Source organism: Streptomyces sp. LE64 (genome assembly GCF_052606915.1).
On record NZ_CP199708.1, the window covers coordinates 5,884,999 to 5,896,124 of the forward strand.

Annotated in this window: 10 protein-coding genes; 4 read left to right on the forward strand and 6 right to left on the reverse strand. The window is 74.1% G+C overall.

The window, feature by feature from the left end; genetic code table 11:
• The first annotated feature begins 440 nt into the window (after positions 1-440).
• Both ACSMX9_RS26295 and ACSMX9_RS26300 read left to right on the forward strand, forming a co-directional pair.
• Positions 441-1,706: a nucleotide sugar dehydrogenase gene (locus ACSMX9_RS26295; protein WP_445397579.1), complete on the forward strand. Its 1,266-nt coding sequence runs from the start codon at positions 441-443 to the stop codon at positions 1,704-1,706.
• Positions 1,707-1,852: 146 nt separating this feature from the next.
• Positions 1,853-2,383, forward strand: a complete 531-nt coding sequence (locus ACSMX9_RS26300; protein ID WP_351244089.1) for an EF-hand domain-containing protein — start codon at positions 1,853-1,855, stop codon at positions 2,381-2,383.
• 153 nt (positions 2,384-2,536) lie between these two features.
• On the opposite strand, the gene ACSMX9_RS26305 is transcribed toward ACSMX9_RS26300, so the two are convergent.
• The 6 genes from ACSMX9_RS26305 to ACSMX9_RS26330 are packed head-to-tail and all read right to left on the reverse strand — an operon-like array spanning position 2,537 to position 8,320.
• Positions 2,537-2,959, reverse strand: coding sequence for a DUF6917 domain-containing protein (locus ACSMX9_RS26305; RefSeq protein WP_445397581.1), 423 nt, complete (start codon positions 2,957-2,959; stop codon positions 2,537-2,539).
• Entirely contained in the window at positions 2,956-3,915 is a 960-nt protein-coding gene (locus tag ACSMX9_RS26310) for a Gfo/Idh/MocA family protein (protein ID WP_445397583.1), read from the reverse strand. The genes ACSMX9_RS26305 and ACSMX9_RS26310 overlap by 4 nt, the downstream gene beginning before the upstream one ends.
• Positions 3,912-5,042: an Ldh family oxidoreductase gene (locus ACSMX9_RS26315; RefSeq protein WP_445397585.1), complete on the reverse strand. Its 1,131-nt coding sequence runs from the start codon at positions 5,040-5,042 to the stop codon at positions 3,912-3,914. The genes ACSMX9_RS26310 and ACSMX9_RS26315 overlap by 4 nt, the downstream gene beginning before the upstream one ends.
• Positions 5,039-6,397, reverse strand: coding sequence for a M20/M25/M40 family metallo-hydrolase (locus ACSMX9_RS26320; RefSeq protein WP_445397587.1), 1,359 nt, complete (start codon positions 6,395-6,397; stop codon positions 5,039-5,041). Before ACSMX9_RS26320 ends, ACSMX9_RS26315 begins: the two co-directional genes overlap by 4 nt.
• The gene (locus tag ACSMX9_RS26325; protein ID WP_445397589.1) at positions 6,394-7,275 is read right to left on the reverse strand and encodes a sugar phosphate isomerase/epimerase family protein; all 882 of its coding nucleotides are present in this window, start codon (positions 7,273-7,275) and stop codon (positions 6,394-6,396) included. Before ACSMX9_RS26325 ends, ACSMX9_RS26320 begins: the two co-directional genes overlap by 4 nt.
• Complete coding sequence (locus ACSMX9_RS26330; RefSeq protein ID WP_445397591.1) at positions 7,268-8,320, reverse strand: Gfo/Idh/MocA family protein; 1,053 nt, start codon at positions 8,318-8,320, stop codon at positions 7,268-7,270. The genes ACSMX9_RS26325 and ACSMX9_RS26330 overlap by 8 nt, the downstream gene beginning before the upstream one ends.
• A 318-nt stretch (positions 8,321-8,638) precedes the next feature.
• Here ACSMX9_RS26330 and ACSMX9_RS26335 point away from each other — a divergent pair, with 318 nt between their 5' ends.
• Together ACSMX9_RS26335 and ACSMX9_RS26340 are read left to right on the forward strand one after the other, a co-directional pair.
• Positions 8,639-9,868 (forward strand): DegT/DnrJ/EryC1/StrS family aminotransferase, encoded by a 1,230-nt coding sequence (locus tag ACSMX9_RS26335; RefSeq protein ID WP_445397593.1) that lies wholly within the window; start codon positions 8,639-8,641, stop codon positions 9,866-9,868.
• Positions 9,865-11,052 (forward strand): DegT/DnrJ/EryC1/StrS family aminotransferase, encoded by a 1,188-nt coding sequence (locus tag ACSMX9_RS26340; RefSeq protein WP_445397595.1) that lies wholly within the window; start codon positions 9,865-9,867, stop codon positions 11,050-11,052. Before ACSMX9_RS26335 ends, ACSMX9_RS26340 begins: the two co-directional genes overlap by 4 nt.
• Positions 11,053-11,126 lie beyond the last annotated feature (74 nt).

The following is an 11,126-nucleotide window of genomic DNA, read 5'->3' on the forward strand; positions in this document are numbered from 1 at the left end:
GGCCCCGGATCGCTGCCGCTCCTCGCCGGGATGCGGAGCCGAGGGATTCTCCGTGATAACGGACGTCATCTGACGCGCGTCCAGAGCCAGTTGACATTCCGGCCCGGGCCCGTTGGCCCATGACGTGTGGTCATGAGTTCGAAACGAGTCCTCTTCGCCCCCCTCTCATTTCGAACAGTTCGTTAATGCCGTCCGGTCAAGATCACTCGTTCGTGGGAACGGCATCAAGAATCGAGAGGACCGTTCCGGTGGGGGTCGACACTTGCCTCACGCGGAGCCGAAAGGATCTTCATATGTGCGACACGGGTCGGTCGCAGCGTCCCGTCGCCGTGCAGATCGATCCGCTCCGCCTCGGTCCCGCCCCCGTCGTGGTCCCCGGAAACGGCAGTCCTTCTGCCTGACCCGCACCCCCACCGCTCACGTCCTCCTGGAGCACTTCCTTGCGAAAGTCCGTCGATCTCGTCGTCGTGGGCCTGGGCCACGTCGGGCTCCCCCTGGCACACCGGGCCACGGAGGCCGGTCTGCGCACCGTGGGCCTGGACGTGTCCGAGACGGTGGTGAACGGGCTGTCGGCCGGCCGGTCCCACGTGGGTGGAGTCGACGACGCAAAGGTGGCGGCCATGCTCGGCGCGGGCTTCGAGGCGACCGTCGACCCCACGGTGCTGGGTGCGGCACGGACCGTGGTGATCTGCGTGCCCACCGGCCTCGCCCGGGACGGAACGCCGGACCTCTCCTCGGTGGAGGCGGCGACCCGGAGCGTGGCGACCGAACTGCGTCCCGGCACCCTGGTCGTGCTGGAGTCCACCAGCTACCCGGGCACCACGCGCGACCTGGTGCGTCCCCTGCTGGAGGACGCCAGCGGCTTACGGGCCGGCGAGGACTTCCACCTGGCCTACTCGCCCCAGCGGATCGACCCGGGCAACGCGCACTGGACCGTCCGCAGCACCCCCAAGATCGTCAGCGGGCACACGCCCCGCTGCGCCAAGCGTGCGACCGCCTTCTACGGACGGCTCGTGGACAACCTCGTCGTCGCCCGGGGCACCCGGGAAGCCGAAATGGCGAAGCTGCTGGAGAACACCTACCGGTACGTCAACATCGCCCTCGTCGACGAGATCGCCCTGTTCTGCCACGAGAGCGGCATCGACACCTGGGACGTCCTGCACTGCGCGGCCACCAAGCCGTTCGGCTACGCGCCGTTCACGCCCGGGGCCGGAGTGGGCGGCCACTGCATCCCCGTGGACCCGCACTACCTCGCGGCCGGAGCCGCCGCGCAGGGCTTCCCCTTCCGCATGCTCGCCGCCGCGCACGACGTCCTGGGGCGCATGCCCGGGCACGTGGTCGAACGTGCGCTCCGTCTGCTGACCGAGGTCCGCGGCGATCCGCGCGGCGCGCGGGTGCTGCTGCTGGGCGTCTCCTACAAACCCGGGGTAGCCGACGTCCGGGAGAGCCCCGCCCGGCCCGTGGCCGCAGGACTGCGTGCAGTGGGGGTGGAGGTCAGCTACCACGACCCGTACGTGGACGGCTTCTCGGTGGAGGGGCGCCCCCTGTCCCGTGCCACGGAACTGGCCACCGCCCTGGACGGCAGCGACCTCGCCATCCTGCTCCAGGAACATCCCTGCTACGACATGGGCCAGTTGGTCCGGGCCCGTTGCGCGCTCCTCGACACCCGGGGCAGAGCCGCCGGCCGCCGCGTCACCCTGCTCTGACGCCACCCCCTCGCGGCCCGTCGAGGCGCCGCCGCCTCCGCGCACCGCGGGGGCCCACAGTCCCCGTGCGGTCGAAGAACGAACCGTGCGGACGGGGGAGACCGCCGGTCCCTCCCGCGTCACCACTCATCCGCTAGGAGACCATCATGAGCACCGCCATCGCCAACGCCCGCCTGGAGAAGCGCTTCCAGCGGTGGGACACCGACGGCAACGGGCTGCTCGAAGCCGGTGACTTCCAGGCCGAAGCCTCGCGGATCGCCGAGAACATCGGCCGCAGCGACTCGCCGCAGGCGGAGGCCCTCACCGCCGCGTTCGTCGGTCTCTACGAGCACCTCGCCGGGCTCGCCGGGGTCCCCGCCGGACAGGGCCTCACCCGGGAGCAGTTCCTGGAGGTCACCGGCGCCCTGCTCTTCAGCGAGGGCGAGGCCAGCTTCAACCGTGCGCTCTCCCCGCTGGTCAAGGCGATCATCGGCATCTGTGACGACGACCACAACGGGCAGATCGACGCCTCCGAGTTCCGTTCCTGGCTGGTCGGCATCGGCCTGCCGGCCGGTGAGAGCGAGGGGCTGTTCGACAAGGTGGACACCGACGGAAACGGTCTGCTGTCCGAGGACGAACTGCTGCGCGTCCTGCGGGAGTTCCACTTCGGTCGGCTGGACGTCGAGCTGCTGGGCTGAGCATCCCGGACCCTCGCCGTCCCCCTGCACCCGGCCCGTGGTGCCGTACCACGGGCCGGGCGGGGGACGGCGGGGCACGGCCCACGAGCGGGCCGGACGGCGTCAGCGACCTTCCGGCCCGCTCGTTCGCGCACGCCACGGCTTCCCGGGCGCCTACCGCCGTTCCACGGGGGGCCCTTGGCGGAAGACCACCGGAGCCTCTGGCCCCAACCCCAGGTCGGAACCGGTGAGCGGGGCACGGGTGCGGACGAGGACGTTGAGGTGGTTGGGCAGGTGACAGCCGTCGAAACCGAGGACGGTGCCGATCTCGACGCCGTCGACCGTCACCGTGTCACCGCGGTCGATGACCCCGCCGTGCTCCAACTCGGCGAAGCCCAGGAACCCCACCCGGTCGATCCTGGCCCCGGGAGCCGTGTCCCCCTGGTCGGTCGTGACCAACTCGTGCACCTCGCCCCGGCGCACACAGCGGGACGCGTGCTCCTGGAGCCGCATGCCGCGGTCGGTGCGGCGGTGGACCAGCACCTTCACCACCCGCCCGATGACCGTCCGCTTGGGGCCGTCCTCCACGGGGTTCACCGGTCCGCGCCCGTGTTCGCCGTCGCCGGGTCGGCCCCCTCGGACCGCTCGGCCGCGAGGGCGTAGGCGGCCTCCACCAGTTCCAGGGCCGCCAGGCCGCCGTGCGCGCCCCGGTCCGGGGCCGCACGCCCCTCGACCAGGGCGGCGAACTCGGCCAGCAGGGCCTCGTACTCGTGCCACAGGGAGCCCTTGAAGCCGGTGTGCCCGGCGAGCACGTCTGCCCGGAGCGTCGACGCGTCGGCCAGCACGACCTCCAGGTCCTTGCGTTCCCCCGGGTACGACCAGTCCAGCTCCACCCGTGCCGATGCGGCGCCGGCGCGCAGCTCGACCACCGCCTGCCGGTCGGTCCCCGAGGCGTCGCGCCGGACCTCCGCCGCGGCCACCGAGAGGGGCACGTCGGGAAGCAACTGCCGCACCAGGTCGAAGGCGTTGGGGCCGTTGTCGGCGAGACAGCCGCCGCCGCACCGGGCCGGGTCGAGGTACCAGTCCTCGCCGCCCAGGTGCTCCTCGATGCGTTCCAGGTACCGCACCCGCACCGAGCGGACGGGGCGGCCGCCGATCCGGTCCAGCAGATCGTGCACCGCCGCGTTGTAACGGCGGTGGAAGGCCGTCATCAGCGCAACCGCCCGGACCGTCGCCAGGTCGACCAGGGTGCGCCCCTCGGCCGCGGTGAGCGCCAGGGGCTTCTCCACGCAGACCGGCACCCCGGCGAGCAGGGCGTCCCGGCACACCTCCAGGTGCGCGTGGTTGGGGACGGCGACGACCACCGCGTCGGGTCGGACCCGGTCCAGCAGTTCGCGGTGGTCGCGGAAGTGCGGGGCGTCGAGGTCCGGACGGGCCGGGCGGGTGTCGCAGACCGCGGCCAGCTCCCAGCGCGGGGAGCGCTCGGCGGCGGCGAGGTAGTAGGGGGAGATCGCGCCGAGGCCGATCACGCCCAACCGCAGGGGACGCGTCACCGGGCGCCTCCCGTCGCGGGGGCGAACAGCCCGAGGGCGGTGAGCTCCTCGTGGACGTGTCCGGGCAGGGGGATCCCGTCCCGGCGGCGCAGACGGGCGCGTTCCGCCTCGTGCCAGCCCGGGTAGCGCACGGGGGGTCGGCCCGGCCGGGGCGGACAGTCGGTGAGGGCGGTGAACAGGGACCGGGCCTCGGCCGGGGTGTCGGCGCCGGGGCGCAGCACGTCGGGGGCGAGGGCGAGGAGGAGGAAGCCGATGTCGTCGTCGCGGCCGTGCGGGCCGCCGTCGCCGTCGAGGGCGGCGGGCGCGGGACCCCGACCGGCGCCGGAGGCCACCGCGGCCAGCAGCTCCACCGCGAGCCCGAGCCCGTAGCCCTTGTGGACCCCGTCGTCCGGGGTGCCGCCCAACCAGCGCAGGAACGCTTCGCCGCGGTCAAAGGCGGCCGGGTCGGTGACCGGGTTCCCCGCCGTGTCCTCCAGCCAGCCGCCCGGCACCGGCCGGCCTTCGCGGGCGGCCAGCCGGACCCGCCCGGACGGGGCGGTGGTGGTCGCCATGTCGAGGAGGAAGGGGTGTCCGGGCAGGGCCGGCGCGGCCACGCTCAGCGGGTTGGTGCCCAGCATCGGCAGCGCGCCGCCGGGCGGACAGGCGATGCGCTGTCCACCGCAGTTGCTCATGACCACGCCGATCATGCCGGCCTCGGCGGCGCGCGCCGCGTGGAAGCCGGCGCACCCGAAGTGGGTGGCGCCGCGCACGGACACCAGTCCCACCCCGTGGCGGCGGGCCCGGGCGACGGCGTCGTCCATGGCCTCGGCCGCAGCCCACAGGCCGAGCGCCCGTTCGGCGTCGACCAGGGCGCAGGCACCCAGGTCGGTGAGGGTGCGCGGGGTGGCCCCCGGGTCGCACCGGCCGGACTCCAGCAGGGGCAGGTAGAGCCGGGCGAGGTTGAAGACCCCGTGGGAGGCGTGGCCGGTCAGATCGCCGTGGCAGAGTGCGTCGGCGGCCAGTTCGGCGCGAGCGGACGGCAGGCCGTGCCGGGCGAAGAACTCGGTGAGGGCGGTGCGCAACCGTGGATGGTCCACGAGGACGGGAGCGTTCCCGTCGGTCGGGGCGGGCGCGAGCGGTGTGGTCATGGTGATTCCTGGGAGGGGCGAGGGGATGACGGTCGGACGGGGGCCCGCCGGGGCCGGCCGGTGTCGCCGGTGTCGTCCCGGGGCGGCAGGCTCTCGGCGTACAGCGTGGTGAGTCGGTGGACGAGGTGGGCGTAGGCCTCCAGGTCGTCCAGGTCGATGAACTCGCCCTCGGCGTGCGCCCGGTTGGCGTCGAGCCGGCCGGGGCCGAGCACGGTGGTGTGGGTGTCCTCCAGGCCGGCGGCCCAGATGGCGTCGCAGGTGAAGCCCGGGTCCTGTGGCGGTGCGGGCAGGGCGCCGGCCCGTGCGAGCAGTCGATCGGCCCACGGTCGGGGGTTGTCCAGGGCGGGCAGGTCCCGCTTGTCCCAGTCGAGTCGCGTGATGCGCGCGGCGTCCCGGGCGGTACGGCTGAACTCCCGGGTGGCGCCGAAGGCTTCGCCGAAGGCGTGCAGCCCCGCGTCGAGGTGCTCGGCGACCGCGTCGGCCAGACGGGCGCCGCCCCGGGTGGTGCGGTAGGAGAGGTTCAGCAGGAGGGTGCCGGTGCCGTGCACACGGTTGTGGAGGTGACCGGTGTGGAGTCCGGCGACACAGACCCGGGTGCCGGGCACGGCGCCGTCGAGACCTCGTGCCAGGTGGTGGGCGAGGAAGCCCAGCAGCACGCTCGCGTTGTGCCCGGCGTCCGGGCGGTCGTCGATCGCGTCCCGACCCGTGACGGTGATCCGGGCGGTCATGGCGGCGGTGGCCCGGGGGAGCGCGACCAGCCCGGTGGGTTCGCAGAACACGTTGAGGCGTCCGTAGTGTCCGGCCTCGATCAGGGGGCGCGTGCCGTAGGTGCCGAGGGCACCACCCTCCTCTCCCGCGACCGCCTGGACCAGGACCGAGAGCGCGGACCCCACCCGCGGGTGGGCGGCTGCCGCCCGCAACCCGGCGAGCAGGGCGACCGCGGGTCCCTTGGCGTCCGCCGAGCCGCGTCCGGTGAACCGCACGCCGTCGAAGGCGACCGGTTCGGCCCCGGCGACGGTGTCGAGGTGGACGTTGAACATCAGGGTGCGGGCGGGGGGCTGCGGGGGGCCGAGGCGCAGCAGCAGGCTGGGCTGGGCGGCGAGGAAGTCGGGGTCGCGGGCGGCGCGGAGGACCGGCGCGGGCACCCCGGGGCGCTCCAGCACGGTCGGGGGCGGGCTCGTGTGGAGCACGGTGCGCAGGCCGGTCGCCGCGGCGGCTGCCGCGTACCTCCGCTGGGCTTCGGCCAACGCCCCCGGGGAGGCCGCGCCTTGGGGGCCTTCCAGCGGGTTGACGGTCCGCAGGCGCAGGAGCGCGAGCAGGAGCTCGCGGTCACCGTCGGTGAACAGGGTGCTCATTCCGGCCTCCCGGCGGGTTGCCGGTCGGCGGCCAGCAGTCCGGTGAGCGCCCGTCCGGCCCTGACGAAGAGGTCCGGGGAGTCCTCGCCGTGCCGGAGCAGGTCGGCGTGCGGTTGGATCGCGAGGTGCGGTTCGAGGGAGAGGGCGCCGCGGTAGCCGTGTGCCGCCAGGACGCGCAGGCAGTCGGCGACCTGCGCGTCCCCGTGGCCGGGCAGGGTGTAGAGGGTGGTGCCGTCCGGGGCGCGCACGGCGTCCTTGACGTGGACGTGGACGACGTGGGGTGCCACCTCGCGCAGCAGGGCGAGGGCGTCGTAGCCGTGGGGGACGCCGTTGCCGATGTCGAACAGCAGCCGTAGCGCCGGGTTGTCCACGGCCTGCACCAGGCGCAGCGCCCGGTCGGCCCGGTCGGCGGCCCAGCCCGCGCAGTTCTCGTGGGCGAGGACGAGGCCCGCCGCGGCGGCGCGTTCCGCGAGGCGGGCCGTGCGGTCGAGGACGCGGTCGGCCCAGTCGGCTTCGTCGAGGCCGTCGTTGGGGTACGACATGATCCGTACGATGCGGCAGTCCAGGGCCGCGCACCGGTCGGCCAGGGCGTCGAGCTCTCGCAGGTCGAGGTCGAAGTCGCCGGTGACGGGCCGGGACCAGTTGCCGATCCGGGAGGCGACCGCGGCGACGCCGATCCCGGCGTCCGACAGCCGTCGGACGAGGGCGCGGAAGGCGGTGCGGTCGAGGTCGGCCAGGGCGGTGCCGTCGACGTTGCGCAGTTCCAGGTGTCGCCAGCCCAGTCGGTGGACGGCCGCGATCTGGTCGGGCAGGGCGTGGGCGGCCTCGTCGCCGATGCCGGTCAGGGGGCCGAAGCAGTGCGGTGCGGGGTCAGTCATGGGTCCCGGTCGGGTCGTGGGGCGTGGCGCAGCGCTCCTTGGCCTCGCAGAGCAGGCGAGCGGCGTCGTGGGCGGCGGGGAAGTCGGTGCGGGGGCCGGACGCCGGGCTCGGACCCGTCGCCCCGGGCGATCGGAAGGCCCGGTAGGCGTGGGCGAGGAAGTCCGTGAGGGCGTCGTCGTGGAGGACGTGGTGATCGGCGCCCGCGGCCCCCTCGCCGGCGGTCGGAGCGGGGTCGAGGACGAGTTGGGCGTGGTGGTCGTCCTCGCTGAGCGGGAAGTGGGCGGTGGCCGTGCCGTGGTCGAAGGCGCACACCACGCTGCGCTGTCGGACGGGCGCCCCGAGGTCGGAGCGCAGACGGGTCAGGACGCCGTTGTGGTGGCGGAGTTCGACCCGGGCGCCGCCGAGCCGGGGCAGGGTGCGGTCCGGGCACCGCAGGTCCCAGCAGTGCGCGGTGTGCAGGTCCGCGGGGCCGGCCAGGTCGAGCGCCAGGCCGAGGCCGTGCGGGATCTCGACGTCCAGGGCGCTCGGATGGCCGTGGTTGGCCAGGGACCGGGCGAACCGGGGCTTGTGCTGGTCGACGGTGATGCCGCGCAGGGTTCCCAGTCCGTGGGAACGCACCAGCGCGCGCAGCCGTGCGGCCAGCTGCGAGGTGGTCCAGTGCGCCACGACGACCAGGTGGAGGGCGGCTTCCTCGCGCAACCGCACCAGGGCGTCGAGTTCGTCCCGGTCGGCGGCGAGCGGCTTCTCGACGAGTACCCGCCGGAAGCCGAGCTCGGCCAGGGTGCGCAGGGCGGGCAGGCGTCTGCCCGGGGGAGTGCACAGGTGGACGACGGTGTCGGTCGGGTCCAGGCGGGACCGGGCGTCCTCCAGGGTGGGGACGACGAGGAGGTCGGGGGAGTCGAGGGCGAGGTCGGCGGCGCGGGGGTCGCAGCCGACCGCCGGTAAGCGCACCAACGGGGCGGGGCGGCGGGCCAGTTTCCGAAGGGTCCGCAGATGGAGCCCGACACCGGACCGACCGAGTCCGACCAGGAGCGGTTGCAGCATGTGACCTCCGTCAGGGGGGCGGGCGGTGGGGCCGGCCGAGGGCATGGGTCGCGGCCCCGCTCGGGACGGGCGGCGGCGAACCCGCGGCGAACCGCGTCCCCGCACGGGCCCCACGGGATTCCGTCCCCGGCGCGGGGCGGACGGATTCCGGTGCCGCCAACAGGGAGGCGCCCAGGGACTATTGCCGTACGGAACCGGGAACGTCAAGCCTTTCGAATTCATATAACCCGCACGTGTGAACATGATCCTTTTGTTTTCCCCCTCCCGCGCCGAGCTGACTAACGTTCCCGGTCTGAGTTCCGAGGGGGTGGGCGGGAAGTGGCCGGTGTCAGGGATTCCCTGTCGAGTCGGGGGAGCGCGGACGCGTCCGAGGAGGGCGGGGGCGCCGCGATCCCCTTCTTCTCCCAGGCGTCGTCGTTCGAACGCTTGTGGCCGTTAATCGAAAGCCTGTTGGGGGAGGTGTTCGACAACGGAAAGTTCTCGCACGGAAAACAGGTGGGCGCGTGCGAGGAGGCGCTCGCCGCGTACACCGGCGCGCGCCATGTGATCGGCGTCAACAGCGGGACCGACGCCCTGGTCCTGTTGCTCCGCGCCTGCGGGCTGCGGCCGGGCGACGGCGTCCTGGTGCCCGCCTACTCCTTCTTCGCCACCGCCTCCGCGGTCGTCCTCGCGGGCGGACGGCCCCAGTTCGTGGACATCGACCCGGAGACCTACGCCATGGACCCGGACGCGCTGGCCGCGGCGGTGACCCCGGACAGCCGCTTCGTGATGCCCGTCCACCTCTTCCACACCATGGCCGACACCGCCGCGATCACCGCGGTGGCCCGGCACCACGGGCTGACCGTCGTGGAGGACAGCGCCGAGGCGATCGGGATGCGCCGCGCCGGTGTGCACGCCGGCCTGCACGGCGTCGGCGGCGTGCTGTCCTTCTTCCCCTCCAAGACGCTCGGCGCCCTGGGGGACGCCGGCGCGGTGCTCACCGACGACCCGTCGGTGGCGGCGACCGTCGACGCCCTGCGCCACCACGGACGCGGGGGCCGCACCCTCGACGACTTCCCGGCGGTCGCCACCGAGAGCGCCCTGCCCGGAGTGAACAGCAAGATGGACGACGTCCAGGCGGCCGTGCTCCTGGCCAAGCTCTCCGTGCTGGAGGAACAGATCGCCCGCCGGGCCGAGTTGGCGGCCGAGTACACCGCCCGTCTGCGCGGCCTGCCCGGCCTGCTGAGGCTCCCCCGCTCCCTGGCGAAGGAGCCGGGCGACCGCGACGTGTTCTACGTGTACCTGATCGAGAGCGAACGGCGGGACGCCCTGGTGGAGCACCTCGCCGACCACGGCATCGAGACCGAGGTGTACTACCCGCTGCCCCTGCCCCACCAGCCCGCCTTCGCCGAACTGGGCCACCGGCTGGGGGAGTTCCCGCACGCCGAGGCGGCAGCCCGCCACGCCGTCGCCCTGCCCTTCCACCCCGACCTCGACACCGCCGGGCTGGAGCGCGTCTGCGCGGCCGTCCGCGACTTCCACTCCACCCCGACGGACAGGACCCGATGACCCCGGACCCCGTCCGCCGCGCGGACGCCCCCACGGCCCACCACGGCGCCCCCGACACCGTCGACTTCTTCCCGCCCGGACTCTTCGAGGAGGACCGGCAGGCGCTGATCCGCCTGGTCCGCGAGGTGGGGCTCGACCCCGAACAGCGGTTCATCCTCGGCCGTCGCACCGCGGCCTTCGAGGACCTCCTGCGCACCGCGCTCGGCGCCGCCGACGTGATCGCCTGTTCCAGCGGCACCTCGGCGCTCACCCTGATCCTGTCGGCGATGGGGATCGGCGCGGACGACGAGGTGATCGTGCCCGCCTTCGGCTGCGCACCGCTCGCCGCCTCCGTGATCCGGGCCGGTGCCGTACCCGTCTTCGCCGACGTCCGCCCGGACACCCTGACCATCGACCCGGACCGGGCCGAACGCCTGGTGACCGCCCGGACCCGGGCGCTGATGCCCGCCCACATGTTCTCCGTGATGGCCGACATGCCCCGCTTCGTCGACCTCGCCGCCCGCCGGGACCTGCGCCTGGTGGAGGACTCGGCAGTGGCCCAGGGCGGCACGCTGCGCGGGGTGCCCGCCGGACTGTGGGGCGAGGCCGGGGTGTACTCCTTCGTCCAGGTCAAGACCTGCGGCATGCCCGGCGAGGGCGCCGTGATCACCACCCGCGACCAGGAACTCGGACACCGACTGCGGATGCTGCGCAACCACGGCCAGCGGCCGGGGCAGCGCTTCGTCCACCACGCGGTGGGCGTCAACAGCCGCTTCGACGAGGTGCAGGCCGCGTTCCAGACGCACCGCTTCCCCGGCTTCGCCGACCGGTTGGCGCGCCGCGCGGAGATCGCCGCCCACTACACCGAGCGCTTCGCCCCGCTGGCCGAACACGGGGTGCACCCGCCGGTGCCCGACGCGGACGGCCGCTGCTTCTACGTGTACGCCGTCCTCGCCGAGGAACGGGACGCCCTCGCCGCCCACCTCGCGCAGCGGGGCGTGGCCACCCACGTCTACTACCCCCGACCGCTCCCCGAGCACCGTGCCTTCGCCCCGTACGCCCGGGCCGGAACCCACTGGCCGCACGCGAGCGCCGCCGCCGACCGGCACCTGGCCCTCCCGGTCCACCACCTGCTGACCGACGCCCAGGTCGAACGGGTCGCCGAGGGCGTCGTCTCCTTCGTCCGCGGGCGGGCCCGCGCCTGAGCAGCACCGCGAACGCGGTCCGTCATCCGGGCCCGCGCGCCGCGCGCACCCTCCCGACACACCAGAGAGGTCAC

Excerpts from the sequence above, each read along its gene's own strand:
- ACSMX9_RS26300 (WP_351244089.1), top strand. The coding sequence starts at position 1,853 with ATGAGCACCGCCATCGCCAACGCCCGCCTGGAGAAGCGCTTCCAGCGG.
- ACSMX9_RS26315 (WP_445397585.1), bottom strand. The coding sequence starts at position 5,042 with ATGACCACACCGCTCGCGCCCGCCCCGACCGACGGGAACGCTCCCGTC.
- ACSMX9_RS26320 (WP_445397587.1), bottom strand. The coding sequence starts at position 6,397 with ATGAGCACCCTGTTCACCGACGGTGACCGCGAGCTCCTGCTCGCGCTC.
- ACSMX9_RS26325 (WP_445397589.1), bottom strand. The coding sequence starts at position 7,275 with ATGACTGACCCCGCACCGCACTGCTTCGGCCCCCTGACCGGCATCGGC.
- ACSMX9_RS26330 (WP_445397591.1), bottom strand. The coding sequence starts at position 8,320 with ATGCTGCAACCGCTCCTGGTCGGACTCGGTCGGTCCGGTGTCGGGCTC.
- ACSMX9_RS26340 (WP_445397595.1), top strand. The coding sequence starts at position 9,865 with ATGACCCCGGACCCCGTCCGCCGCGCGGACGCCCCCACGGCCCACCAC.